The sequence below is a fragment of the Pantoea sp. Fr-CA_6 genome (assembly GCF_024520895.1).
Taxonomy (GTDB): domain Bacteria; phylum Pseudomonadota; class Gammaproteobacteria; order Enterobacterales; family Enterobacteriaceae; genus Pantoea; species Pantoea agglomerans.
Window position 1 is genome coordinate 210,004 of sequence record NZ_JALNPO010000006.1, and the last position, 24,644, is coordinate 234,647.

The 24,644-nt window shown below is 56.3% G+C and carries 24 protein-coding genes; 18 read left to right on the forward strand and 6 right to left on the reverse strand.

All coding sequences use genetic code 11. The annotated features are described in order from the left end of the window. Positions 1-265: 265 nt before the first annotated feature. On the reverse strand, positions 266-1,123 hold the full coding sequence (locus NR201_RS13255) for an SDR family oxidoreductase (protein WP_010671088.1): 858 nt from the start codon (positions 1,121-1,123) through the stop codon (positions 266-268). 98 nt (positions 1,124-1,221) lie between these two features. Here NR201_RS13255 and NR201_RS13260 point away from each other — a divergent pair, with 98 nt between their 5' ends. The 8 genes from NR201_RS13260 to NR201_RS13295 all read left to right on the forward strand — a co-directional run bounded on the left by NR201_RS13260 (position 1,222) and on the right by NR201_RS13295 (position 8,206). Continuing rightward, positions 1,222-1,602: a helix-turn-helix domain-containing protein gene (locus NR201_RS13260; protein WP_010248931.1), complete on the forward strand. Its 381-nt coding sequence runs from the start codon at positions 1,222-1,224 to the stop codon at positions 1,600-1,602. A 782-nt stretch (positions 1,603-2,384) separates the two neighbouring features. Next, positions 2,385-3,797, forward strand: a complete 1,413-nt coding sequence (locus NR201_RS13265; RefSeq protein WP_010671087.1) for a cytochrome ubiquinol oxidase subunit I — start codon at positions 2,385-2,387, stop codon at positions 3,795-3,797. 1 nt (position 3,798) lies between these two features. Then, on the forward strand, positions 3,799-4,803 hold the full coding sequence (cydB, locus tag NR201_RS13270) for a cytochrome d ubiquinol oxidase subunit II (protein WP_010248926.1): 1,005 nt from the start codon (positions 3,799-3,801) through the stop codon (positions 4,801-4,803). A 1-nt stretch (position 4,804) separates the two neighbouring features. After that, the gene (locus NR201_RS13275) at positions 4,805-4,978 is read left to right on the forward strand and encodes a DUF2474 domain-containing protein (protein WP_010671086.1); all 174 of its coding nucleotides are present in this window, start codon (positions 4,805-4,807) and stop codon (positions 4,976-4,978) included. Between the two features lie 218 nt (positions 4,979-5,196). Continuing rightward, a complete protein-coding gene (locus NR201_RS13280) occupies positions 5,197-6,066 on the forward strand; it encodes a helix-turn-helix domain-containing protein (protein ID WP_172608891.1) in 870 nt (289 codons plus the stop codon). A 218-nt stretch (positions 6,067-6,284) separates the two neighbouring features. Continuing rightward, positions 6,285-6,479 (forward strand): hypothetical protein, encoded by a 195-nt coding sequence (locus NR201_RS13285; RefSeq protein ID WP_010671084.1) that lies wholly within the window; start codon positions 6,285-6,287, stop codon positions 6,477-6,479. Positions 6,480-6,810: 331 nt separating this feature from the next. Beyond that, a complete protein-coding gene (locus tag NR201_RS13290) occupies positions 6,811-7,593 on the forward strand; it encodes a siderophore-interacting protein (RefSeq protein WP_306281384.1) in 783 nt (260 codons plus the stop codon). A 73-nt stretch (positions 7,594-7,666) separates the two neighbouring features. Further along, a complete protein-coding gene (locus NR201_RS13295) occupies positions 7,667-8,206 on the forward strand; it encodes a PadR family transcriptional regulator (protein ID WP_256849842.1) in 540 nt (179 codons plus the stop codon). 8 nt (positions 8,207-8,214) lie between these two features. Here NR201_RS13295 and NR201_RS13300 read toward each other — a convergent pair whose 3' ends face one another. Continuing rightward, complete coding sequence (locus NR201_RS13300) at positions 8,215-8,511, reverse strand: SelT/SelW/SelH family protein (RefSeq protein WP_010248912.1); 297 nt, start codon at positions 8,509-8,511, stop codon at positions 8,215-8,217. A gap of 239 nt (positions 8,512-8,750) precedes the next feature. On the opposite strand from NR201_RS13300, the gene NR201_RS13305 reads away from it, so the two are divergent. The 6 genes from NR201_RS13305 (at position 8,751) to NR201_RS13330 (ending at position 15,378) form a co-directional block, all read left to right on the forward strand. Further along, a complete protein-coding gene (locus NR201_RS13305) occupies positions 8,751-11,123 on the forward strand; it encodes a TonB-dependent receptor domain-containing protein (RefSeq protein WP_256849843.1) in 2,373 nt (790 codons plus the stop codon). 49 nt (positions 11,124-11,172) lie between these two features. Continuing rightward, the gene (locus tag NR201_RS13310; protein ID WP_256849844.1) at positions 11,173-12,204 is read left to right on the forward strand and encodes a hemin-degrading factor; all 1,032 of its coding nucleotides are present in this window, start codon (positions 11,173-11,175) and stop codon (positions 12,202-12,204) included. After that, positions 12,201-13,022, forward strand: a complete 822-nt coding sequence (locus NR201_RS13315) for a hemin ABC transporter substrate-binding protein (protein ID WP_111534617.1) — start codon at positions 12,201-12,203, stop codon at positions 13,020-13,022. Before NR201_RS13310 ends, NR201_RS13315 begins: the two co-directional genes overlap by 4 nt. Beyond that, the gene (locus tag NR201_RS13320) at positions 13,015-14,013 is read left to right on the forward strand and encodes an iron ABC transporter permease (RefSeq protein ID WP_039388212.1); all 999 of its coding nucleotides are present in this window, start codon (positions 13,015-13,017) and stop codon (positions 14,011-14,013) included. The genes NR201_RS13315 and NR201_RS13320 overlap by 8 nt, the downstream gene beginning before the upstream one ends. Next, positions 14,013-14,789, forward strand: coding sequence for a heme ABC transporter ATP-binding protein (locus NR201_RS13325; RefSeq protein WP_081113819.1), 777 nt, complete (start codon positions 14,013-14,015; stop codon positions 14,787-14,789). Before NR201_RS13320 ends, NR201_RS13325 begins: the two co-directional genes overlap by 1 nt. A gap of 91 nt (positions 14,790-14,880) precedes the next feature. After that, the gene (locus NR201_RS13330) at positions 14,881-15,378 is read left to right on the forward strand and encodes a CinA family protein (RefSeq protein WP_010671076.1); all 498 of its coding nucleotides are present in this window, start codon (positions 14,881-14,883) and stop codon (positions 15,376-15,378) included. Between the two features lie 27 nt (positions 15,379-15,405). Here NR201_RS13330 and NR201_RS13335 read toward each other — a convergent pair whose 3' ends face one another. Continuing rightward, positions 15,406-16,389: an MDR family oxidoreductase gene (locus tag NR201_RS13335; RefSeq protein ID WP_256849845.1), complete on the reverse strand. Its 984-nt coding sequence runs from the start codon at positions 16,387-16,389 to the stop codon at positions 15,406-15,408. A 565-nt stretch (positions 16,390-16,954) separates the two neighbouring features. Here NR201_RS13335 and NR201_RS13340 point away from each other — a divergent pair. Further along, a complete protein-coding gene (locus NR201_RS13340) occupies positions 16,955-19,108 on the forward strand; it encodes an ornithine decarboxylase (protein ID WP_022623848.1) in 2,154 nt (717 codons plus the stop codon). A 1,056-nt stretch (positions 19,109-20,164) separates the two neighbouring features. Here the strand turns inward: NR201_RS13340 and mltC are convergent. The 3 genes from mltC to mutY are packed head-to-tail and all read right to left on the reverse strand — an operon-like array spanning position 20,165 to position 22,656. Then, on the reverse strand, positions 20,165-21,244 hold the full coding sequence (gene mltC, locus NR201_RS13345; protein ID WP_010248892.1) for a membrane-bound lytic murein transglycosylase MltC: 1,080 nt from the start codon (positions 21,242-21,244) through the stop codon (positions 20,165-20,167). Between the two features lie 54 nt (positions 21,245-21,298). Beyond that, a complete protein-coding gene (locus tag NR201_RS13350) occupies positions 21,299-21,571 on the reverse strand; it encodes an oxidative damage protection protein (RefSeq protein WP_003853409.1) in 273 nt (90 codons plus the stop codon). Continuing rightward, positions 21,571-22,656: an A/G-specific adenine glycosylase gene (mutY, locus tag NR201_RS13355; protein WP_033780716.1), complete on the reverse strand. Its 1,086-nt coding sequence runs from the start codon at positions 22,654-22,656 to the stop codon at positions 21,571-21,573. Before mutY ends, NR201_RS13350 begins: the two co-directional genes overlap by 1 nt. 154 nt (positions 22,657-22,810) lie before the next feature. Here mutY and trmB point away from each other — a divergent pair, with 154 nt between their 5' ends. From trmB to NR201_RS13370, 3 genes are all read left to right on the forward strand, one after another. Beyond that, positions 22,811-23,530, forward strand: a complete 720-nt coding sequence (gene trmB / locus NR201_RS13360; RefSeq protein ID WP_010248887.1) for a tRNA (guanosine(46)-N7)-methyltransferase TrmB — start codon at positions 22,811-22,813, stop codon at positions 23,528-23,530. Continuing rightward, a complete protein-coding gene (locus NR201_RS13365) occupies positions 23,530-23,856 on the forward strand; it encodes a YggL family protein (protein WP_003853403.1) in 327 nt (108 codons plus the stop codon). The genes trmB and NR201_RS13365 overlap by 1 nt, the downstream gene beginning before the upstream one ends. Positions 23,857-23,921: 65 nt before the next feature. Continuing rightward, the gene (locus NR201_RS13370; protein ID WP_010248885.1) at positions 23,922-24,638 is read left to right on the forward strand and encodes a DUF2884 domain-containing protein; all 717 of its coding nucleotides are present in this window, start codon (positions 23,922-23,924) and stop codon (positions 24,636-24,638) included. Positions 24,639-24,644: the final 6 nt, after the last annotated feature.

Here is a 24,644-nt window from a genome sequence, read left to right on the forward strand (position 1 = left end):
CGTAATAAATATTGTCGATTAATCGAGGTTTTTGGATAAATTCCAGACAATTCAACCAAATATAACGCTGTTCACAAAAAACGCATTTCAGATGAATCTCTTAGCGACCTGAATAAAAAAATTTAACCTGAAGAAAACTGGCGTTTATTCACATTTTGTAAAAGAAACAGCAGCCGCAAAGAGTGCAGAAAGTGGCATACCCAACGGGAATTCGGGCAGGAAGGTGAGGTGAGCGGACCCGATTGTCCGCTCATGAACGACAGAATTAACGATTTGCCAGTGCCGCGCGAATGACTGCCTGCCAGGTGGTGGTGGGGCGACCGATGAGCTGGCTTAGCTGACGGGAGTCATCGAACAAACCGCCTTTCTCTGCACCGGCATCAGAATCCGCCAGCATTTCCGCCAGACCTTCTGGCAGGCCTGCGTTTTTCAGCGCCGCCGCAAACTCACTTTGAGAGAGATTGACGTAATCAACCTTTTCACCGCTCTGTGCGGCAATCTCCGCAGCAAACTGCGCCAGCGTGTAGCTGTCATCACCTGCCAGTTCATACACTTTGCCCGCCTGATCCTCACGGGTCATTACTTCTGCCGCCGCTTCGGCGTAATCCTGACGCGCTGCCGAGGCGATACGACCTTCGCCTGCTGCGCCAATAAACGCATGATGCGCCAGCGCCGGTGGGATGCTGGCTGCGTAGTTCTCGCTGTACCAGCCGTTACGCAGCAGGGCGAACGGGATGCCAGAGGCTTTCAGCAGCGCTTCTGTTGCACGGTGTTCAACGCCCAGGCCCAGCGGCGAGGTATCCGCATGCAGCAGGCTGGTGTAAGCGATAAAGCCCACGCCCGCCGCCCGAGCAGCCTCAATGACGGCTTTATGCTGCGCTTCACGCTGGCCCACTTCACTACCGGAGATCAGTAGCAGCTTATCCACGCCTGCAAAAGCGGCCTCCAGCGTCTCTGGCTGACCATAATCGGCCTGACGGACAATGACGCCCAGCGCTGCGAGATCGGCCGCTTTGGCAGGCGTACGGACGGCGGCAACAATTTCTCCCGCCGGGACTTTTTTCAGTAATGCATCAATCACGAAACGGCCCAGCTGGCCGGTGGCACCTGTAACTGCAATCATGTTAATACTCCTGTGGCTGTTGGTGAAATTCAGACTAGTGTATAAACTAATTTTTAGTAAGTACTTACAGAATTGTTAGTTAGAGGTGGATAAGTTAAATGTCTGAAAAAATGAGTGAAAAATTTATCCGCGGTGAATTGCTCAACGTCAACTGCCCGTCACGTGACGTGCTGAAACGCGTAACCAGCCGCTGGAGCGTATTAATTCTGCTGGCCCTGCAGGACCAGACGCTGCGCTTCAGCGCGTTGCGCCGGACGGTCGGTGGCGTCAGCGAGCGGATGCTGGCGCAGAATCTGCGCTACCTGGAAGAAGATGGCTTCGTGCAGCGTATCGCCTACGATGTGGTGCCACCGCACGTTGAATATCGCTTAACCCCGCTTGGACGCGAAGTCGGTGAACAGGTTGTGGGGCTGGCTGACTGGCTGGAGCTGAACCTGAGCCGGATTCTGGCACAGCGCGAAAAATCTGCGGCAGAGTAAAATCACCCTGTATCAGCCGTCATAACGTGACGGCATGGGTATACTCGCTGCAAAATTTCTGACCCCCATTTGTCTGTTATCTCACTTCCTGAAAGCGCGATAACGTAACGGCAGCGCAAATAATCCAGTCGATCTTTTCGCACGGTTGCTGGTTATTAAATCGTTTTATGAACCTCAGGCCCGGAATAATCGACTGCCCGCAGCGCGCTGTTAATTCATACCTCCTTTTTGACTCATTTTATTAACATATCTGATGGCGCTTAAAAGCGCCGTTCTGCGTATTTTCTGTCAGAAGTTATAGCTGCATTAGCCAGGAAAAAGCAAAAAAGCAAACAAAGCGGCAGAGGTAACTATTTACTCTTTTAACCTGTTAAAAAATAAGGGTATTTAATTTGGAGTCTCTTAAATTTGACCTTTTCTCAATCAGGGTTTATAACAAAATAGTGTCTGAAAACAGCCTGTTGAAGGCATTTTTCAGACAAGGTTCGCTTTAGCGCGATCGATTTTTAAAGTACAAATTACCGTAACATTAACGACACATAAACACGCTCTGATTAACCTTTAGGCCTTATTTTTAAATAAATAATTCCCGTCAAAAACAATGATCAGAATCAATAAAGACTGTTATAGTTTTCATTAACCCCACTGTTTCTATTTCCTCGCCGCGAATAGTTTTAAATTTGCGGCGGGAATTTTAATAAGCGCAGAGAACCAGGCGCATCAGGCTTAAGTTGTTAATTATAAGTAAATACATGGTGTTCTATGTGGCAAAGAGGTAAGCAATGTTCGGATTAGATGCCTTTCATCTGGCCAGGATTCAGTTCGCATTTACTGTTTCCTTCCATATTATCTTTCCCGCCATCACCATCGGTCTCGCCAGTTTTCTGGCCGTGCTCGAAGGTATGTGGCTCAAAACCCGCGATCATACCTATCGCGATCTCTACCATTTCTGGTCGAAAATCTTTGCCGTTAACTTCGGCATGGGTGTGGTATCAGGACTGGTCATGGCTTATCAGTTCGGGACGAACTGGAGCGGCTTCTCGGAGTTTGCTGGCAGTATTACCGGTCCGCTGCTGACCTATGAAGTACTGACGGCGTTCTTCCTGGAAGCGGGCTTCCTGGGCGTGATGCTGTTTGGCTGGAATCGCGTGGGTCCCGGGCTGCACTTCTTTGCCACCTGTATGGTCGCCCTCGGTACGCTGATTTCCACCTTCTGGATCCTGGCCTCTAACAGCTGGATGCATACGCCTCAGGGCTACATCATTCAGAATGGCATCGTGGTTCCGCAGGACTGGTTCAAAATCGTCTTTAACCCCTCATTCCCTTATCGCCTGTTCCATATGTCTGTAGCGGCGTTCCTGGCGAGTGCTTTCTTTGTGGGATCGTCGGCGGCCTGGCATCTGCTGAAGGGGAATAACAATCCCGCAATCCGCAAGATGTTCTCAATGGCGTTGTGGATGGCGCTGATTGTCGCGCCGATTCAGGCGATGATTGGTGATGCTCATGGTCTGAATACGCTGGAACATCAGCCTGCCAAAATCGCGGCGATTGAAGGGCACTGGGAAAACCCACCGGGGGAAGCCACACCGCTGATCCTGTTCGGGATCCCCGACATGGAGCAGGAACGTACCAAGTATGCGCTGGAGGTGCCTTATCTTGGCAGCCTGATTCTGACGCATAGCCTGGACAAGCAGGTCCCGGCGCTGAAGTCCTTCCCGAAAGAGGACCGGCCTAATTCAACGGTCATCTTCTGGTCCTTCCGCGTGATGGTGGCGCTGGGCCTGCTGATGATTACGCTGGGCGTGGTCAGCCTGTGGCTGCGTTTCAAAGGGCGTCTCTATGAGTCGCGTCCTTTCCTGTGGTTTGCGCTGTTGATGGGGCCCTCGGGTCTGATTGCGATTCTGGCAGGCTGGTTTACCACTGAAATCGGTCGTCAGCCGTGGGTGGTCTATGGCGTGCAGCGCACGATTGATGCGGTCTCGGCACATGGGGATATGCACATGAGCATCAGCCTGCTGGCCTTTATTCTGGTCTACAGCTCGGTGTTCGGCGTGGGGTATCACTACATGATGCGTCTGATTAAGCAGGGACCGGTTACCGGCGAAGGCCATATCACCGAAGAGGGTGGTCCTGGTCAGAAGAAAACCCCGGCGCGTCCGCTTTCCGCTGCCACCTTTAAGGATGGAGACCACTAAGATGATCGATTATTCCGTTATCTGGTTTGCGATTATCGTTTTCGCAACCCTGATGTATATCGTGATGGATGGCTTCGACCTGGGTATTGGTCTGCTGTTCCCGTTCAATAAAGATGCTGGCGAGCGCGACATGATGGTTAACACCGTCGCGCCGGTCTGGGACGGAAATGAAACCTGGCTGGTTCTGGGTGGCGCTGGCCTGTTCGGCGCGTTCCCGCTGGCCTATGCGGTAATTGCCGATGCGCTGTCGATTCCGCTGACCGCTATGCTGATTGGCCTGATTTTCCGTGGTGTCGCCTTTGAGTTCCGTTTCAAGGCGGTAGAAGGCCATCGGGCCTTCTGGGACAAGTCGTTTATTGCCGGTTCAGTCATCGCCACCTTCAGTCAGGGTGTGGCCGTGGGTGCGTTGCTGGATGGTATTCCGGTTGAGGGACGCCGTTTTGCCGGTTCCGCAATGGACTGGCTGGCACCGTTCCCGCTGTTCTGCGGCGTGGGTCTGGTTGTTGCCTACGCGTTGCTGGGCTGCACCTGGCTTATCATGAAGACCGAGAACGAACTGCACCGTAAAATGTCTGCGCTGGCTACGCCGCTGGTGATTGCGCTGTTAGTGATTATCGGCATCATCAGCCTGTGGACACCGTTTGCGCATGCTGATATCGCGCATCGCTGGTTCAGCAAACCCAACCTGTTCCTGTTCCTGCCGGTTCCGGTATTGGTGCTGCTCTGTTCGTGGGGCATTGTGCGCGCCATTAAACGCGAGGCGCACTATTCACCGTTCCTGCTGACGCTGGCGCTGATCTTCCTGGGCTTCTCCGGGCTGGGCATCAGTATCTGGCCAAACATTATTCCGCCATCAGTGACCATCTGGGCTGCCGCCTCACCGCCGCAGAGCCAGGCCTTTATGCTGGTGGGTAGCCTGCTGATTATCCCGATGATCCTGGGCTACACCTTCTGGAGCTACTACGTGTTCCGTGGAAAAATCAAAGCAGACGCAGGATATCATTGATATGAAAAGCCTCAGCAGCATGAAAGACCACAATCACAATGAAGAAACGAAAGCGCCATGGTGGAAGCGTGTGATGTGGCTGGTATTTATCTATGCCGCCAGCGTACTGGCGCTGGGCGTTGTCGCCTCGCTGTTCCGCATGATGATGACAGCGGCCGGAATGCGCAGTCATTAGTTGTCGCAGGCTCCGTCTTACAGCTATCCGGCGCAGTTTTTATCAATAATCAGAAGGCTGACGTAAGTCAGCCTTTTTTAGTTAGTAACCTAAGCAATTAATGCGGAAACGCCCTGAACGGGCGCGCAATGCTTACCCTTTCCTTACACCGATTTGCGATTTTTGTTATCCTTTTGTAACTGAAATCCCAGTCCTAACCCGCGTCGTAAATCGCCATCATGCTCAGTCAGGCCATTAAAAAACAGCACATCAACGATCTGGTCGAGTGGATTGAAGCCAATCTCACCGACGATCTTAATATCGATCAGATTACCCTCAAGTCAGGTTATTCCAAATGGCACATGCAGCGCATGTTTAAGGAGATGACCGGACAGACCCTGGCGGCTTACACCCGTAAACGGCGTCTGACGATGGCCGCTATGGCGCTGCGTCTGACCCGCATGACGCTGATCGATATCGCCGTACGTTTTGGTTTTGATAACCAGCAAAATTTTACCCGGGTATTCAAAGGTCACTTTTCGCTGACGCCTGGCGTGTTTCGCCGTATTCCCCATTTGCCGGTTAAAAACTTCCATGGCCGCATTCTGGTGCGATCGCTGGCAGAGCGTGCAACGCTGGTGGAGCGTGAGGAAGAGCTGCATCTGTGCGGAGAAACGCTGGAGTGGGAGTGTAAGTTTGGCGATTACATTGCCGATCGCGATCACCGGGTGGCTGAACAGGCGCGGCAACTGGTGGCGCTGGCGGGCGGCCGCGTGTCGCATGGCTGGTTAGGCTTTCAGTATGGCCCGGGCCATAGCTCTGCTGATCAGCAAAATATCAGCCTGTTTCAGGCGCTGGAGCCGCAACATGCCGGGCTGCTGGGTGACAACACCGCCAGCTGGAGCGAGGTTCGTGGACTCTATGCGTCGATCCGCTGGAGCGGCAGCCCGGAGCAGCTGACACGCTTTATCGAGGATATCTACTATCAGCATCTGCCAGCACTGGGTGTGTCACGTCGTCCGGGTAAAGATCTGCTGCGTCTCGATTTTGCGCACTGTAAGCCCGACTGGCTGAGCGGCGTTTTTTCTATTCCGGTGATGCAGGCGTAGCCAGCAGGGCAGGGTGTGTGGCTCCCGACCCTGTTAATGCATAATTCGTGCGGTAAACCGTGACAAACCGCACGATTTTATAAAATAACTCGCCGTTCTAGCGTAAAATCCTCTCCCGAAACCCTGCCATGCCTGAATCATCGTGCATCTGTGCCAGGGCTGGAATATTTACCTGCATTTCAGGCCTTTTCTGGTCAAAAAAACAAACGAAGACAACTATGCGACGCTTAATGATTTCACTGATCCTGGCATTGCCTGTCATGGCGATGGCACAACAGGCTGAACCTTTTTCACCTCCTGCCGGACTGCATCCGCACTCTCAGGCCACCCAGCATGAAATTCTGGGTGATGGTGAGCTGCCGGAACACACCAGCAGCAATCCTTCCCTCTCAGGATTCAACGACACACTGTAACTGGTCACGCGCTGCCAGAATGTGCGGCGCAACATCATGCCCGGCTCGTCAGGAGCCGGACAGTTTCCGCCTTCTCTGCCTGCCCCGTAAACACCCCCGCACCTGCTGCTTACCTCTCACTGCACGCTCTTATCAGGGCCGCTCTTCGTCTGCACTACGCACACCCGTACAGGCATAAAATATATCTTAAGCCGCTGGATCGCATTTTTCGTTCTTGCAGTGAAGATATATCATAGCTAATCTTGGCACTTCAGGTGAGAATGATTGTTATTCCATTATTATCAGCATGCCTTTGAGTCACGGGCATCCATCCCGTTTCAGGAGAGAAATTTTGCCTGTATCAGCCGATCAGCGTGTACCACAGCGCGTCCGTAATGAATTGCGTTTCCGTCATATTCAGGTCGCGAGTAAAACTAACATTGCCGGTAAATTCTGGCGCATCCGGTTCAGCGGTAGCGATCTGGCGGGCTTTACGTCGCCAGGCTTTGATGACCACATTAAGGTTTTCTTCCCTTCCGCTGAAGGAGCCACACTGGCTCTGCCACAAATCACCGATGCGGGGATTGTCTGGCCCGAAGGGCTGCGTCCGCAGGCGCGTGATTACACACCGCTGGAATTCGATGGTGAATCTTCACTGACCCTCGATTTCTATATTCATGAGCAGGGCGTAGCCAGTGACTGGGCAACTCAGGCGCAGCCTGGCGATCGGTTGATTGTCGGCGGGCCACGCGGCTCGCTGGTGGTGCCGACCGATTACGCATTCCAGCTCTATGTCTGTGATGAAACCGGGCTGCCGGCTTTTGTGCGCCGTCAGCGTGACGCCCGGGCGCAGGCGCTGCATCTCTATGCCTTTACCGATGAAGCGACGGGCCGCGACTATTTATCTGATACGGCTGATGTGACGACAAACTGGCTCGGCAGCGGCCAGATGCAGAAAGCGCAGCTCAGCCAGCTGATTGCCCGGCTGGATCAGATCACTATCCCGACGGAAGATTACTTTGTCTGGCTGACCGGCGAAGGTGAGTTTGTTAAAGCGCTGTGTGACTACTTTACGGTGCAGCGCGGCCTCAACAGTGACTTCGTGCGGGCGGTGGCCTACTGGCACCAGAAGTAAGTCACTAAGGCAATTGAGTTTTGCCAGGCAGCGCACTACCATCAATCCCACTTTTTTCGCAGCAGGGCAGGCCATGAAACAGCATCCGACTTCCACTTCAACTGAGGATCAGACTGCGCGCGCAGGCAGTTGCAGCGGACGGCGCAAGCGACGTGAAAAGATGCTGGAAGCGAGCGAGATTCGCCTGCTGATGCTCCATTTCCTGGCGCAGAATGCCGCGCACGGCTATGAGCTGATCAAGTCTGTCGAGGAGCTGTCAAAGGGAGAGTATTCGCCCAGTCCGGGGATCATTTACCCCAACCTGACGCTGCTGGAAGAGATGGAGGCGATTCAGGTGGTGGATGCGCAGGCAACGCGTAAAGCCTACCGCCTGACGGCAGCGGGAGAGGCGCATCTGGCAGAGAACCGTGAAACGGTCAGCAGCCTGATTACACGTCTCTCTACGCTGGCGATTCTGGTCAATAACCGCAGCATTCCTGCTGTTGAGCAGGCGATTCATGGGCTGAAGGTCGCGCTGAACCGGCGGCTTGCGCAGGAAGATATCTCAGAAGCCGCGCTGCAGACGCTGATTAAAGCGCTGCACGACGCGGCAGAAAAAATCACCCTCAGCTAATCGCGGAGTTAGCTGACTTCAGTTTTGTGTTTGTCGATATGGCCCAGCGTACGATCCGGGAAGCAGATGTCCCGTACACGCTGTTTCAGCGTGGTCGCATCCGGGAAGCCACCATCACGCTTACGTTCCCACAGCAGATGCTCATCCAGCGTAATCTCAAAGATACCGCCGGTGCCCGGTTTCAGCGTTACCTCCGCCAGATCCTCAGCGAACGTATGCAGAAGTTCCTGTGCCATCCACGCTGACCGCATCAGCCAGTTGCATTGCATACAGTAGTGAATAACAACCACAGGTTTTTGCGCCATAACTCTATTCCTTTATGTGTTGATAAATGCCAATGCATTCGGGTTAACAATTTGTGCGCTGTGGTTTATATCTAAATGTAAATAAGATTGATAATGATTATCAGTTGCATTAAATTCCGGGCGATAATTACTACACCAGCATGATGTTCTGACTTTTCACGGCTTTTATGCGGAGCCGTTTTACTGTTGCCAGCAAGCAAGTGAGCGAATACTAACAATTAATCAGGTAATTCGCGCCTATGTCACCACGTTTTCGGAGATTGACGCAACCGCGTCTGACTCAACTGGCGTTGCTCGCCACCTTCATCAATACCACCTGCACTTATGCTGCGGGCAGTGAATCTGCCACGCTAACCCTTTCTGACCGCTATGGCAGCAGTGCCGAACCGGTAATGACGGTGACGGCACCGGAAATTAAAAAAACGGCAGGCAGTAAAACCTCGCTCTCTGCCAGCGATCTGCAACAGCGTGGTGCCACTGACTTTGGATCGATCATGCGCTATGAACCTTTGATCAGTGCTACCGGTACCCGTGGCGGTTCATCAGCCGGTAAGAGCGGTTTTGATCGGGCCGGTTATACCGGCTACAACATTCGTGGCCTCGAAAGCAACCGCGTCGGTCTGGATGTGGACGGTATTCCGTTGCCGCAGGCCACTGGCCGCAGCTATGTAGGACGCGCAGGTCTCGACAGCTTTGGCATTGGCCGCGATTACATCGATCCTTATATGTTTGGCCGTATTGAGATTGAGAAGGGCGCCACAGCAGTGGAACAGCCGAACACCTCGATTGGCGGCAACGTCTCGTTCCGTAATAAGTCTCCCGACGATTACCTGCATCCCGGAAAAGCGACCGCGTTCAGTTATCAGAGCGACTATGACTCATCCAGTCGCAGCTGGCATAACGGCATCACCGCCGCTGCCGGTGACGATGAGCTGCGCGGCATCTTTGTTTACAGCCGCCGTGACGGACAGCAGACCCGTAACAACAGCGATACGCTGGATGCGTATCCCGCTAACTGGCACTCCGACGCCTTTATGACCTCCGGCATCTGGCAGCCCAATGATGCTCACAAGCTCAGCGCGACGGTCGATTACTATCACAAAACCCACCACAGCCATTACGACAGCTGGAGCACTTCAGGCAATACAGTCTGGGGGACGGCACAGCAGCAGAGTGATACCCGCCGCTGGGGCATCAGCCTGGCGGATGAGTACACCCCTTACAATGACCTGATCGACAGCCTGACGACCCGCATTTACTGGCAGCAGACCCAGGCGCATGACAACACCCGGATGCCGTCGAGTGCCACCGCCAGGCAAACCGTCTATTCCGACTACAACAGCGACAGCTACGGTTTTGACACCCGCGCGCTCAAAAGCGTCGGGCGACATGAACTGAGTGCCGGGCTGAATGCGCGCCTGGTGGATACTGAGCGACCTTTCCGTCAGTCACCGCCAGCCAGTGCTTTTACTGCGATCATGCAGCCGCAGGCTAACAGTCGCAGCTACACCGTGGGTGGTTATCTGCAGGATACCATCAGCTTCGATGCTGACGGACATCGGGCGGCCATCGTGCCGGGCGCGCGCGTGGCCTATCAGAACACCCGACCGCGTGATGTGGCGACGCTGACCACGAACAGTAGCGTGCTCGACGCCAGCGAAGTTTCAGCGCTCTATGGATCGCCAAACAGCGACACCCAGATATTGCCGTCGATCGCCTTCCAGTACGATCTGACACCGAAGCTGATGACTTATCTGCAATATACCCGTGGCGCGCAGTTCCCCAACGATACCCAGCTTTATGGTTCATGGAACCTTGGCTCCAGCTATGCCGGCACCGCGCAGTATGCGCTGATTGGTAATGCAGATCTGAAAACCGAAACCAGCAACAACTACGAGTGGGGTGTAAAAGGAGAGGTGGCAAAAGGCGTCACGCTTAACGCTGCCGCTTTTTATAACGACTATAAAAACTTTATTGCCTTTACCCGCTACAGCCGGGCGGCTAATCCGGGTCAGTTCGTCAATGTGCCTGCCAACATTTACACCACCTATCAGGCGGAGAACCGCGATAAAGCCTACATCTACGGGGCTGAAATCAGCAGTAAAGTGAACTTCGGTAGCTGGTTCAGCGAGGTCGAGGGTCTGAGCGCCAATCTGGCGTTTGGTTACACGCAGGGCGCGGCAAAGTCGAGCTACCTTGGTGACCGCTACATCGACCTTGAGAGTGTTGCCCCGATGAAAGCGATCGTCGGACTCGCCTGGGATGATGTGGCGCGCGGCTACGGTGCCGCCGTTACCGCTACCTTTGTCAAAGGTAAGCAAGCCAGTGCGACTAACCGCGAAAGCTTCGCTAACAACGGCAGCAGCCTGGCCGACTCCAGCACCGATTACATGCGGGTGCCGGGTTATGGCATGGTGGATATGACCGCTTACTGGCGTGTCGCGCACAACGTCAGGCTGAGTGGCGGGCTTTACAACATAACCGATCGCAAATACCGGGATTACCTCAGCAGCCGTGAACTGACCAGCGCCACTCAGCAGGAGCGCAACGATCAGGCACTGGCCGTGATGCCGGGCCGTACTTTCCAGTTAGGTGTTAACGTCGATTTTTGATAGCCGTCGCCCTGCGCTGATGCAGTGCACTACTAAGAGAGCCTGAGTCATGAACCTGATTTATCAGCACTATCTTGTCCTTAAAGGTGAACAACCGAAGAAATATGCCCGCGACCTGGCCGCGCTGATCGGCATCAGCGAAGCGGAATTGTGTGAAGCGCGCATCGGCGTTGATGCCGTGGCGCTGAAACGCGATTTTCCGGCGTTGCTGAAGGCACTGGGCGCAGCCGGCGAAACCAAAAACATTACCCGTAACGCTTATGCGGTACATGAACATCTGGGTGAATACCACAATGTGCAGATTGGCGCACATGGTGGCCTGGTGCTTAATCCCCGTGCGCTCGATCTGCGCCTGTTCGTCGGTCAGTGGTGCAGCGCCTTTGCTCTGCAGGAGCCGACCGGGCAGGGCGTTCGTCACAGCATTCAGATTTTTGATCGTCATGGCGATGCGGTGCTGAAAGTTTACGCCACGGAGCAGACCAACATGGCAGTGTGGCAGACGCTGATCGCCGACTTTACCGACGCCGCGGCGACGCCGCTCGTGGTTGAGCCGGTTGCCGCTGCTCCCCTGACGGAGGCGATTGATGCCACCGCCATCGACCGTGAATGGCGCGCCATGACCGATGTTCATCAGTTTTTCGCGTTGCTGAAGCGCCACCAGGTGTCACGGCCGCAGGCGTTTCGCGCGGTGGGTGAGGATCTCGCCTGGCAGACCGGCAACGACGCGCTTGAGCGCCTGCTACAGATGGCACAGCAGGCGGGCAATGAAATTATGATTTTTGTCGGCAACCGTGGCTGTACTCAGATTTTCACCGGCAGGGTAGAGAAGCTGCAGCCAGTGGAAAACTGGCTCAACATCTTCAATCCGAAGTTCACCCTGCATCTGATGGCTGATCAGATCTGCGAAAGCTGGGTAACACGCAAGCCAACGGGCGATGGCTTTGTTACCAGCCTGGAACTGTTCGCCGCCGACGGCACGCAGATCGCCCAGCTCTACGGTCAGCGCACGGAAGGTACGCCAGAGCAGTCACGCTGGCGCGAGCAGATTGGCGCACTCCGCACGCCGGGAGCGGCGGCATGAAAAGAGCGATGCTGTTATGGCTGCTGATGACGCTGCCATCACTGGCGGCGGAGCGGGTGGTGTCGATTGGCGGTGACGTTACTCAGATTATCTATGCGCTGGATGCCCAGTCACAGCTGGTGGCGCGCGACAGCACCAGTCTGCGTCCGGCGCAGGCCGCCCGACTGCCGGACGTGGGTTATATGCGTCAGCTCAACGCCGAAGGCATTCTGGCACTGAAACCGACACTGGTGATCGCCAGCGCGCAGGCGCAACCGTCGCTGGTGCTGCAACAGATTGCCCGCGCGGGCGTCAGGGTGGTCACGGTCAGCGGCGACAGCAGCCTGCAGGCAATTCCGCAGAAAATTATCACTGTGGGCCAGGCGCTGCAGCGTGAAAGCGAAGCTCAGGCACTGGCGCAGCAAATGACGCAGCAGATTCGCCAGTTGCCGCAGCAACCGCTGCCGGTAAAAGTGCTCTACATCATGGCGAACAGCGGCATGAAGTCGATGGCGGCTGGAAATCAGACTGCGGCCGATGGCGCCATTCGCAGCGCCGGGCTGGAGAATGCTATGGGCCCGGTGCCGCACTATCAGGCACTGTCGCAGGAAGGGGTGATCGCCGCCGCGCCGGATCTGGTGGTAATAGGCGAGGATGGCCTGAAAACCCTGGGCGGCGAAGCGCAACTGTGGCAGTTACCGGGTCTGGCGCTGACGCCTGCCGGGCAGCAGCATCGTCTGCTGGTGATCGACACCATGGCACTGCTGGGGTTTGGCCTTGATACGCCACGGGCAATCGTGAAATTGCGCCAGGCGGCGGAATCGCTAAACCATGATTAAGGATAATGCGCTGCGTGGCCTGATGCTGATGCTGATCTTCCTGCTGGTGGCGATGATGCTGGCGGCAAATCTGGGGGCGATGTCGCTTTCAGTGCGGGCGCTGTGGCAGGCACCGCTCAGCGATCTTATCTGGCAGATCTGGCTGGATATTCGCCTGCCGCGCGTGCTGCTGGCGGTGGTGATGGGCATGGCGCTGGCAGTCTCTGGCGCAGTGATGCAGGGTGTTTTTCGTAACCCACTGGCCGATCCCGGTCTGCTGGGGATCAGCAGCGGGGCGGGACTGGCGGTGGCGCTGGCAATCATTATTCCGCTGACGTTGCCAGCACCGCTGGCATTGTGGCTACCGATGATCGCCGCGTTTATCGGCAGCCTGCTGGTTACACTGCTGATCTTCAGTTTCAGTCGGCTGGCGCGCGGCAATCTTTCGCGGCTGTTGCTGGTCGGCATTGCGATTAATGCGTTGTGCGGGGCAGCGGTAGGCGTGCTGTCATGGCTGAGCAACGACCAGCAGCTGCGCCAGCTGTCGCTATGGGGCATGGGAAGCCTCAGCCAGGCACAGTGGCCCGCACTGCTGATCTGCCTGCTGCTGATTCTGCCAGCCTTGCTGCTGTTACAGACTCGCGCCCGCCACCTTAACCTGCTGCAGGCGGGCGAAGAGGATGCGCACTACATGGGCGTTGATGTGAAGCGTACTCAGCATCAGCTGCTGATCCTCAGTGCGTTGCTGGTCGGTACGGCGGTCTCGGTCAGCGGCGTGATCGGCTTCGTCGGACTGGTGGTGCCACACGTGATGCGTTTTTGCCTTGGCGGCGATCATCGCTGGCTGCTGCCCGGCTCAGCGCTGGCGGGGGCGATTCTGCTGCTGCTGGCCGATACGCTGGCGCGCACTCTGGTGGTTCCGGCCGAGATGCCGGTGGGGTTGCTGACCAGCCTGATTGGTGGTCCGTGGTTTCTCTGGCTGATTCTGCGTCAACAGCGAGGGCTGGAGTGATGGACATTTTACAGGCCAGGGGGTTGTGTCTCGCGCGCGGCGGCAAAACTGTTATCGATAATCTCGATGTTACGCTGTCAGGTGGCGAGCTGGTGGCGCTGATTGGCCCCAACGGCGCAGGTAAGTCGACGCTATTGCGGATGCTGACGGGATTTCTGTCGCCCGATCGGGGCGAGTGCTGGCTGGGCGATCGACGGCTGACGGCATGGCCGCGTGAGCAGCTGGCACGACGCCGGGCAGTGATGCGCCAGCAGAACAACCTGACGTTTTCACAGTCTGCGCAGTCGGTCGTGGCGATGGGCCGTGCGCCCTGGCCGGAGGCGCAGACGTCGCAGATTGTGGCTGAGGTTATGCGGCTGACAGGTTGTGAAGGGCTGGCGCAGCGCGATTACCGCCAGCTCTCCGGCGGTGAACAACAACGGGTGCAGCTGGCGCGGGTGCTGGCACAGCTCTGGCATGAGGGAAGACCACGCGGCTGGCTGTTTCTGGATGAGCCGACTTCGGCGCTGGATCTCTTCTGGCAGCAGCAAACCCTGCGTTTATTACGCCAGCTGACGCGCGCCGGAGATCTCACCGTCTGTACCGTGTTACATGACCTTAATCAGGCCTCATTGTGGGCCGATCGCATACTGCTGCTGCACGCAGGCCGACTGGTGGCACAAGGCTCGCCGCAGACGGTGATGACGGAAGCGACGCTGACGCGCTGGTACCAGGCCGATCTGCAGGTAGTGGCGCATACCGGGAGTGGACAGCCGCATATCCAGCTGCGTATTTAGACCGTTTCGCTTTAAAAACATCGCCTTGCGCGGTTTTATTCGCTGATTTTGCGCTATACCTGGAGTTCCGGACAGATTCAAGGAGACCATAATGGCAAAATCATTAGATCAGACCGCTGAGCAACTGGGGAATATTTTACTCTCTTCCGGACTTCATCTGGCGACCGCCGAATCCTGTACCGCCGGGCTGATCAGCATGACGCTGGCCGCGGTGGAAAACAGCGGAGACTTTTATACCAGCGGCTTTGTGACCTACAGCGAAAATGCCAAAATCCGTCTGCTGGGGGTGCGCCCTGACACGCTGAAACAGCATACGGCGGTGAGCGAACAGACGGCGCGGGAGATGGTGCAGGGCGCCTGCGCCCGCTCCGGCGAGCCGGTGGGATTATCCATTACCGGCTATGCCGGACCGGATGGCGGCGAAGATGGTACACCGGCGGGCACCATCTGGTTTGGCTGGGTATTGCCCGACGGCAGAGACGAAGCGGAGTGCCATCAGTTCAGCGGCGATCCGAAATCGGTGATGGAGCAGGGGACACAGTTCGCGCTGGAAGGACTCATAAAACGGCTGCAGCGAGCCGATCGTTAAAGGCGCGAAACGCGCCTTTAAACAGGCTTAGCGGCAGTCGACAATCAGACGTCCCTGCACTTTGCCATCCAGCAATGCCTGCGCACCTTCTCTGGCTTCACTTAGCGGGATCACCCGGCTCAGCTTACTGAGCCGTTCGCTATCCATCAGCTCACCGAGTCGTTGCCACGCCTGCTGACGAAGCGGCTTCGGACACATCACGCTATCGACACCGGCCAGCGTAACGCCACGCAAAATAAAGGGTGCGACGCTGGCTGGCAGGTCGAGTCCCTGCGCCATACCACAGGCGGCAACCGCGCCGTCCCGCTGGGTGGCGGCCAGCACATTCGCCAGGGTGTGACTGCCGACGCTGTCTATCGCGGCGGCCCAGCGCTCTTTTGCCAGTGGCTTGCCGGGTTGGGAGAGTTCTTCACGGTCAATGACCGATGCCGCGCCCAGCGTATCAATCAGATAGGCATGGTCGCTGGTGCGCCCGCTGGAAGCGATCACCTGATAACCCAGACGCGCCAGCAGGCTGACGCTATAGCTGCCGACGCCGCCACTGGCACCGGTTACCAGTACCGGCCCCTGTTCAGGTGTGATGCCCTGTTTTTCCAGCGCCATCACGCAGAGCATTGCGGTCAGTCCCGCCGTACCGATTGCCATGGTTTGCAGCGGACTCAGCGTGGCGGGCGGGCGCACCAGCCAGTCGCCACTGACGCTGGCTTTCTGTGCCAGGCCGCCCCACTGTTTTTCGCCCACGCCCCAGCCCGTCAGCAGTGCCACATCATCCTCTTTCCAGTCGGAATGGCGGCTGGCCGTCACCCGGCCAACAAAATCGATACCTGGCACCATCGGGAAATGGCGCACAATCGGGCCTTTGTTACAGATAGCCAGGGCATCTTTGTAGTTCAGGGATGAGTAGCTGACGTCGAGCGTGACATCGTGGTCGGGCAGTTGAGATTCGGGGAGATCTTTCAGCAGGGAACGGTAACCTTGTTCGTCATTTTCAATGACCAGTGCCTTGAACATGCAGCCTCCGGCAGAGTGGGAAAGAGAAGATCAGTTTACGCCTGGCAGATGCAATGCGGTAGGGCAATGGTCGCGTCTGCAGGCAATGGAGACAACACGAGCGGAAAAGCACGCTGACAGCGGCAGTGAGTTAAGTGCATAAATCTGCATATAATTCAGATAATTAGTCGCATTATGAATTTTTCATGATAAATAGACTATAAAAATCATATTGTTACATGCTAAGGATGTGACTGAATAATTACCTGGTTCGGGTTGTCCATGCCTGAAAAAGATGACATTATGACCGCCACTTTTTGACCCTGCTTCTTTGCCACAGAGGACGTCGCCATGTCCGGTTCACCGCGCATCCGCCCGGATTACCGTTCGCTTTTTCCGGCGCTCACCGGGTTTTCCTCTTTTCCGATATCTCCGTTATTCACCATGCGGTGAGGCCTGCCGGGCAGCGGCTATGGATCTGCTCTCCACGGGCTGCGTAACGCCTTCTGACTGTTAAGTATTCGCCGGGGCACTGTCCCCATAATTGTGCCTCTGGCACTTCCTCCCTGACGTTAGGGATTCTGTTATGACTCCACTGAAAATTGCTGCCAGCGCCGCTGTGGCGCCCAGTCTGACCCTGAACACTGCGCGAGACGTGGTGACGCTGGATAACACCGATTTCACCGATGTGGCGGCGGTTGTCGTCTCGCTGGCGGATACCCGTAGCGGCGTGCTGGCGCTGCTGCGTCATACCGGCTTTAATCTGCCAGTGTTTGTCGCTAACGCGTTTGAAGAAGAGGTGATGCACCTGCCCGGCGTCAGCGGTGAGCTGAATGGCGATCCGCAGGAGTGGATCGCGCTGGAAGCGGCTGCGCAGGCGTATGAAGCGGCGCTGCTGCCCCCTTTCTTCGAGACGCTGACCCGCTATGTCGATATGCAGAACAGCACCTTTGCCTGTCCCGGACATCAGGGCGGTGCTTTCTTTAAAAAGCATCCGGCGGGCAAACAGTTTTATGACTTCTACGGCGAGAATGTTTTCCGCTCTGATATGTGCAATGCCGACGTCAAACTGGGCGATCTGCTGATCCACGAAGGCTCGGCCAAAGATGCGCAGAAGTATGCGGCAAAGGTGTTCAACGCCGATAAAACCTACTTTGTGCTCAACGGCACCTCAAGTGCCAACAAAGTGGTGACCAATGCGCTGCTGACGCGTGGCGATCTGGTGCTGTTCGACCGCAACAATCACAAGTCGAACCATCATGGCGCGCTGATTCAGGCGGGCGCGACCCCGGTTTATCTTGAAGCGACGCGCAATCCTTTCGGCTTTATTGGCGGCATTGACGCGCACTGTTTTGATGAGGCTTATCTGCGCGAGCAGATCGCGGCCGTGGCTCCGCAGCGCGCGGCTGAAGAACGGCCTTTCCGTCTGGCGATCATCCAGCTGGGCACCTACGACGGCACGGTCTACAACGCGCGTCAGGTGGTGGATCGCATCGGCCATCTGTGTGATTACATCCTGTTTGATTCCGCGTGGCTGGGCTATGAGCAGTTCATTCCACTGATGGAAGGCTGTTCGCCGCTGACCCTGCAACTGAATGAGAACGATCCCGGCATTTTTGTCACGCAGTCAGTGCATAAGCAGCTGGCAGGTTTTTCGCAGACTTCGCAGATCCATAAAAAAGATAATCATATTCGCGGACAGCGCCGCTTCTGCCCGCATAAGCGACTGAATAACGCCTTTATGCTGCACGCATCAACCAGTCCGTTTTATCCGCTGTTTGCCGCGCTGGATATCAACGCCAGAATGCATCAGGGCGAAGCGGGGCGTCGCATGTGGGATGAGTGCGTCACGCTGGGTATTGAGGCGCGTAAAGCGATCCTGGATCGCTGTGAGATGATCCTGCCGTTTGTACCGGAGACGGTGGATGGTCAGCGCTGGCAGGATGCGCCCACTGAGACGATCGCCCGCGATCTGCGCTACTTCAGCTTTGAACCGCAGGCGAAGTGGCACGGTTTCGCGGGTTATGCGCGCGATCAGTATCGGGTGGATCCCTGCAAGCTGTTGCTGACCACGCCGGGGATTGATGCGGCCAGCGGTGAGTATAGTGATTTCGGGATTCCGGCGACCATTCTGGCGAACTATCTGCGCGAAAACGGCATTGTGCCGGAGAAGTGCGATCTCAACTCAATCCTGTTCCTGCTGACCCCGGCAGAGAGTCCGGAGAAGATGGCGAATCTGGTGGCGATGCTGGCGCAGTTCGAACAGCACGTCAAAGAGGATGCGCCGCTGGCCGAAGTGCTGCCGACCATTTACCGCAAAAATGCCGAACGCTATGCCGGGTATACCCTGCGTCGCCTCTGCCAGGAGATGCACGACCTTTACGTCAGTCACAACGTCAAGGATCTGCAGCGCCTGATGTTCCGCGCCGCGGAGTTCCCGCCGGTCAGGGTGAATCCGCAGGATGCGCATCAGGCTTATATTCGCGGCGAAGTGGAGCTGGTGCCGATAGCCGAAGCACAAGGCCGGGTTGCCGCAGAAGGTGCACTGCCTTATCCACCGGGTGTGCTGTGCGTAGTCCCTGGGGAAGTCTGGGGCGGTGCGGTGCAGCGTTACTTCCTGGCGCTGGAAGAGGGGCTTAATCTGCTGCCTGGCTTCTCACCAGAGCTGCAGGGCGTTTACACCGAAGAGGATGACCAGGGACGGAAGTATCTGGTGGCGAATATGATAGTGGGGCGCTGATCTGAGCGTGGGCAGAGGCGGGTAGCGGCCCGCCTGCCTTTTTGTTCGCTGCGCGAACGGGGCTGAGAAGGTTTCGCCTGGCGGCGGTGTACGCTTTGCAGCGGGTATGCACTGAGCAGGTTTTGCCCGGCAGGCCCTGGGTTCGCTGCGCGAACGGGCTGTGAGAGGTTTTCGTTCGCCTGGTAAGCCGGGCAGTTTCAGATTCGCCTCTGCAGGCGACCGACAAGGGGGCGCCAGTCGCCGCGCCCCCTTGACCCCGGGCTCCGGCCTGCTTCACCGCCGCTTCGCGGTCCCTTCGCTACTTCAGGATTTCTCACGGACCGGCGGGACGCGCCATCCATGGCGCGAACCCGCCTCTTCGCGACATCCCTGTCGCTCGTCCTGAAATCCCTCATCCGCTCAGCGGTTCTGACGGCCTCCCCACCCCCTCGCTGTTATCTCTGCTTTTTTATGGCAGGTTCGCTGTCGCTGTAAGTTTCCGGGATGGTCTTCGCTATCAGACCATCAGACAGCACGGCAACAGCGAAATGAAAAGATAATTACAGGCGGGGGTTTGGGAGAGGCGTCCGAAGCGCTGAGGAACAACCGGAGGCCAGGATGAGCCGACAGGACGTCGGCGAAAGGACGGCACGAGCCAGGGATGGCGAGTCCGGACGGTCCGTCGGCTGCAGGGCGTGACGAAGGTACCCCGCACAGCGGGGCGCGCAGGCAGCCGGACGCCGGGATTATTAAGGGGCGGGCGTCCGCCCCTTAATACGTCCGCCTGCTCGGGCGATCTGAAACTCCTGACCGCCTGGCGGGCGGAACCCGCTCAGTGCATACCCGCGGCTAAGCGAACGAAACCTTCTCATAGCCTGTTCGCGCAGCGAACAATCCCAGCTTCAGGCGCTGCACTCCTGATCGCCTGGCGGGCGGAACCCGCTCAGTGCATACCCGCTGCTAAGCGAACGAAACCTTCTCATAGCCTGTTCGCGCAGCGAACAATCCCAGCTTCAGGCGCTGCACCCAAGCCCGTTCGCGCAGCGAACACTCCCCCCGGCTTTAGCGCTGAGCCAATCAGAATCCCCGATAACTCTTCTGCGCGGTACTCACCTTATAAAGATAACGACGCGACTCCGCCGACGGATGCTGGTTCGCCAGGGTCGAATAAACCTTGCTCGGTGACATGCCGTTAATCATCGAAAACGCTCGATCTTTATCGCTGGAGAAGACGCGCAGCACGCTGCCTGCGCCGCCGTTATAGGCGGTGATCACCGCATAACGACGTGACACCGGATCCTGAATGCCGCCCAGATAGCTACGCTGCAACAGCGACAGATAAGCGGTACCCGCATCAATATTGTTCTCTGGATCCAGCAGGTAGCTGCGGCTCGGCTTGCCCCATTTACCCTTCATGCGGAACACGTCAACACCGGCAGTATGCTGCACCACCTGCATCAGACCCAGCGCATCAGAATGGCTCACGGCGTAGGGGTTAAAGCTCGACTCGGTCTGCATAATCGCCAGAATCAACGAGGCATCAACACCATACTGATCGGCGGCTTTACGCACCATCGGCAGGTATTTGTGCGCACGCTTATCCAGGTGGTTCGGCACCATCGGAATCGAAATGGTGTAAATCACATGCAGACCCGAGGTGCGGCGCTGCAATTTATTCTGAATCAGATAGTCAGCAAAGGCTTCCGCGCGACCCTGCCAGCGAATCGGCTGACCGGTATTATCCAGCACCTGCCCATACAGCAGCGGCTCTTTACTGATTTCAATATCGTTGGCGTCAGAGTAGAGATCGACATTACCCGGATCTTCGCCAATCAACAGGGTGGTCACGATTGCCTGACGCAGGCTGGCCATAGGATCGGTGCCAGAAATCGTCTCGATGGTCAGCTTACCGCTTTCAAAGTTAATGTGGCTGCGGGTGTAATAGTTGTCGCTATATTTGACGTAATCTTTGGGTCCGGCGATCAGGACCTCATTGATACCCCAGATATTCTCAATATTATGAGCAAACTGCCCCATCAGAATATCAAAGGCGTTGGTATCTTTTACCCACTCCTCGTGGGACTGCTGTTTCTTTGACCCGGAACAGGAAACCAAAAGTGGTGCTATCACCAGCAGGGCGATTAATTTTTTATTCATTGGGAATGCAAGCCTGACCTGGATAACCGGCCTCAGCGATGAGGCCCGGAATGTTTACGCTTCTGGCGGTGTATAGCCTTCGATATGAACGTCTTTACCTTCGAACAGGAAATTGATCATCTCCTTCTCCAGCACTTTACGATCTTCGGGATTCATCATGTTGAGCTTCTTCTCGTTGATCAACATGGTCTGTTTCGCCATCCACTTCTGCCAGGCTTCTTTAGAAATGTCGTTGTAAATGCGCTTACCCAGATCGCCCGGGTAGAGCTGAAAATCCTGTCCTTCCGCGTCGCGCTGTAAAAAAGTACAAAAAATAGTGCGGCTCATTATTCTTCCTCATTAATCTCACAACTGTTCAAAGCCAGTTGTCGGGGATGGCGCAGCTCGTGTAACAGGCGCTCAACGGGTGCGGCTAATCCCACAGATGGTGGCAGCGCTAAGTTATACCAGAGACCGCCTGCTTCATCCATCGCCGCCCCGACAGAAGGCCACGTCAGCCACATTGGCACGATATCGAGATGGAAATGGCTGAAGGTGTGACGGAACGCAGTAAGCTGCTGCGGTTTTGCATGGATGCCGCGGGCCGCCAGCCAGTCGGTCATCGCCGCTTCCGTTGTGAACTGCGGGAAGCAGAACAGGCCGCCCCACAAGCCCACAGGCGGGCGCTGCTCCAGCCAGACATCATCACCATCCTGCATCATCAGGAACCAGCCGCTGCGCTCTGGCAGCACCTGCTTAGGCTTCTTACCGGGATAGCTCGCCCAGCTGCTGCTGGCATACGCCTCACAACCGCTGTTCAGCGGGCAGATTTCGCACTTCGGCTTTGATCGGGTACACACGATAGCACCCAGATCCATCATCGCCTGATTAAACTGGCTGACGCCCTCGGCGGGTGTGACCTCTTCGCTGATCTGCCAGAGCCGCTTTTCGACCTCTTTCTTACCCGGCCAGCCGCTGACGGCATAGCAACGGGCCAGCACGCGCTTGACGTTACCATCCAGAATCGGGAAATGCTGCCCCAGTGACAGCGACAGGATCGCGCCCGCCGTGGAGCGGCCTACGCCGGGCAGGGCAGAGACATCATCGAAATTACGCGGGAACTCGCCCTGATGAACCTCGACAATCTGCTTTGCGGCTTTATGCAGATTACGCGCACGGGCGTAGTAGCCGAGGCCGGTCCAGAGATGTAACACCTCATCCAGCGGAGCCGCAGCCAGATCGGTGACCGTGGGGAAGCGCGCCATAAAGCGTTCAAAATAGGGAATAACCGTGGCAACCTGGGTTTGCTGTAGCATCACTTCGGAGAGCCACACCTTGTAAGGCGTTTTCTCCAACTGCCACGGCAGGGTTTTGCGACCAAAGCGCTGATACCAGTCCAGCACCTGTTGCGCGAACTGCGGCGCTTGCATCATAAGAAGGAAATTTTCCGTGTTTACTCTACACTCAGGCAGGAATTCCAGCACATGCGCACCTGGGTGTAAACCGGAAGATTGCAAAGGCTTGCTTCTGCTTATGAACTTTGCATAATGCCCGTTTCCCGGAACAGGCTAACCAGCAGGCTTTTACATGATTAATGACGTCATCACCCCAGAATTTGATGAGAACGGGCGGCCATTACGCCGGATCCGCAGCTTTGTGCGCCGCCAGGGCCGCTTAACCAAAGGCCAGCAGCAGGCGCTGGACACCCTGTGGCCGGTCATGGGGGTGGAATATCAGCCGGAGCCTGTCGATCTGCCCGCGCTGTTTGGTCGCGAAGCCCCGGTGACGCTGGAAATTGGCTTTGGTATGGGTGCTTCGCTGGTAACGATGGCGCAAAACACGCCGCATCAGAACTTCCTGGGTATTGAAGTGCATGCGCCGGGCGTGGGTGCCTGTCTGGCCGCCGCCAAAGAAGCCGATGTGCAGAACCTTCGGGTGATGTGCCATGACGCGGTGGAAGTGCTGGAGAAGATGATTCCGGATAACTCGCTGCGCATGGTTCAGCTCTTCTTCCCCGATCCGTGGCATAAAGCGCGTCACAATAAACGCCGTATCGTCCAGGTGCCTTTTGCCGAGCTGGTGATGCGTAAACTGAAGCTGGGCGGCGTTTTCCACATGGCAACCGACTGGGAAGCCTACGCGGAGCATATGCTGGAAGTGATGAACAGCATCGATGGTTACCGCAACCAGTCAGAACAACAGAATTATGTGCCGCGTCCTGAGACGCGTCCACTGACCAAGTTTGAGCAGCGCGGGCAGCGTTTAGGCCACGGCGTATGGGATTTAATGTTTGAGAGGGTGAAATAATGGCCACACAACGCAGCCGCCGTTTACGTAAAAAACTGCACATTGATGAGTTTCAGGAACTGGGCTTCTCGGTTGCCTGGCGCTTCCCGGAAGGCACCAGCGAAAGCGAAATTGATGAGACGCTGAACCAGTTCATCAATGAAGCGATCGACCCTAACGGCCTGGCCTTCGATGGCAGCGGTTACCTGGTGTGGGAAGGTCTGGTTTGCCTGCAGAAAACCGGCAAATGCACCGATGAGCATCGTGCTCTGGTTCGTAAATGGCTGGAAGATCGCAAGCTGCAGGACGTTCAGATGACTGAACTCTTTGACGTCTGGTGGGACTAAGTCGTCACACAGTGTCGGGCTGAGGCCCGATCAAAGGGTTTCAGACCCGATCTTAGGGAGTAGATATGATGCGTAAAGCGCTTCTTGCTGTGCTGCTGGTGGCAGCAACCCAGGCTCAGGCAGCCTATGAATGCAGCGTTAAGCCGCAGGACGATGTGGTGATTAAGCCGCAGAGCGTGCAGGTGGTCGGTGCCAACGGCAATATGGAAATCTCGCCGCAGGGCGACGTGCAGTTCAATGGACAGAAGGTCACGCTCGATACGGCCGGACGCCAGAAAGCGATCGACTATCAGAACGCGCTGCGTCGCGATCTGCCGTGGATCGACAGCGGGGCGACATCACGTCTGGAGAAAGGGCGTGCGGCACTGGATCAGGTCATTGTTGAAAAACTGGGCACCGACAGCAACGTGCGTAATCGCCTGACCACGCTGAATGGTCAGCTGAAACAGCAGATGAACCGCATCATTGAACACCGTGAAGATGGGCTGACGTTCCACCATCAGGCGATTGATCAGGTTCGCGCCGAAGGTGAAAGGCTGGTGCAGTCGACACTGGGCGGCGTGATGCAGGATAGCCTGAACGAGATGGGCAGTAAGCAGGGCAGCGGCGGCAGTAATCCGCTGCAGGCGATTATGGGTAATCTGGGCGGTTTGCAGCAGTCGATTCAGGCTGAGTGGAGCAAGCAGGAGCAGGATTTCCAGAACTTCGGTCACGAGGTGTGTAATCGCGTTATTTCGCTGGAAGATCAGCGTAAACAGCTTACCGGCGCACTGAAAAAATAGGTCAAC

Excerpts from the sequence above, each read along its gene's own strand:
- NR201_RS13300 (WP_010248912.1), bottom strand. The coding sequence starts at position 8,511 with ATGGCGCAAAAACCTGTGGTTGTTATTCACTACTGTATGCAATGCAAC.
- NR201_RS13320 (WP_039388212.1), top strand. The coding sequence starts at position 13,015 with ATGATTAAGGATAATGCGCTGCGTGGCCTGATGCTGATGCTGATCTTC.
- NR201_RS13295 (WP_256849842.1), top strand. The coding sequence starts at position 7,667 with ATGAAACAGCATCCGACTTCCACTTCAACTGAGGATCAGACTGCGCGC.
- NR201_RS13255 (WP_010671088.1), bottom strand. The coding sequence starts at position 1,123 with ATGATTGCAGTTACAGGTGCCACCGGCCAGCTGGGCCGTTTCGTGATT.
- NR201_RS13275 (WP_010671086.1), top strand. The coding sequence starts at position 4,805 with ATGAAAAGCCTCAGCAGCATGAAAGACCACAATCACAATGAAGAAACG.
- NR201_RS13260 (WP_010248931.1), top strand. The coding sequence starts at position 1,222 with ATGTCTGAAAAAATGAGTGAAAAATTTATCCGCGGTGAATTGCTCAAC.
- cydB (WP_010248926.1), top strand. The coding sequence starts at position 3,799 with ATGATCGATTATTCCGTTATCTGGTTTGCGATTATCGTTTTCGCAACC.
- NR201_RS13265 (WP_010671087.1), top strand. The coding sequence starts at position 2,385 with ATGTTCGGATTAGATGCCTTTCATCTGGCCAGGATTCAGTTCGCATTT.
- NR201_RS13310 (WP_256849844.1), top strand. The coding sequence starts at position 11,173 with ATGAACCTGATTTATCAGCACTATCTTGTCCTTAAAGGTGAACAACCG.
- NR201_RS13350 (WP_003853409.1), bottom strand. The coding sequence starts at position 21,571 with ATGAGCCGCACTATTTTTTGTACTTTTTTACAGCGCGACGCGGAAGGA.
- mltC (WP_010248892.1), bottom strand. The coding sequence starts at position 21,244 with ATGAATAAAAAATTAATCGCCCTGCTGGTGATAGCACCACTTTTGGTT.
- mutY (WP_033780716.1), bottom strand. The coding sequence starts at position 22,656 with ATGATGCAAGCGCCGCAGTTCGCGCAACAGGTGCTGGACTGGTATCAG.
- NR201_RS13365 (WP_003853403.1), top strand. The coding sequence starts at position 23,530 with ATGGCCACACAACGCAGCCGCCGTTTACGTAAAAAACTGCACATTGAT.
- NR201_RS13315 (WP_111534617.1), top strand. The coding sequence starts at position 12,201 with ATGAAAAGAGCGATGCTGTTATGGCTGCTGATGACGCTGCCATCACTG.
- NR201_RS13305 (WP_256849843.1), top strand. The coding sequence starts at position 8,751 with ATGTCACCACGTTTTCGGAGATTGACGCAACCGCGTCTGACTCAACTG.
- NR201_RS13325 (WP_081113819.1), top strand. The coding sequence starts at position 14,013 with ATGGACATTTTACAGGCCAGGGGGTTGTGTCTCGCGCGCGGCGGCAAA.
- NR201_RS13335 (WP_256849845.1), bottom strand. The coding sequence starts at position 16,389 with ATGTTCAAGGCACTGGTCATTGAAAATGACGAACAAGGTTACCGTTCC.
- NR201_RS13280 (WP_172608891.1), top strand. The coding sequence starts at position 5,197 with ATGCTCAGTCAGGCCATTAAAAAACAGCACATCAACGATCTGGTCGAG.
- NR201_RS13340 (WP_022623848.1), top strand. The coding sequence starts at position 16,955 with ATGACTCCACTGAAAATTGCTGCCAGCGCCGCTGTGGCGCCCAGTCTG.
- NR201_RS13370 (WP_010248885.1), top strand. The coding sequence starts at position 23,922 with ATGATGCGTAAAGCGCTTCTTGCTGTGCTGCTGGTGGCAGCAACCCAG.
- NR201_RS13285 (WP_010671084.1), top strand. The coding sequence starts at position 6,285 with ATGCGACGCTTAATGATTTCACTGATCCTGGCATTGCCTGTCATGGCG.
- trmB (WP_010248887.1), top strand. The coding sequence starts at position 22,811 with ATGATTAATGACGTCATCACCCCAGAATTTGATGAGAACGGGCGGCCA.
- NR201_RS13330 (WP_010671076.1), top strand. The coding sequence starts at position 14,881 with ATGGCAAAATCATTAGATCAGACCGCTGAGCAACTGGGGAATATTTTA.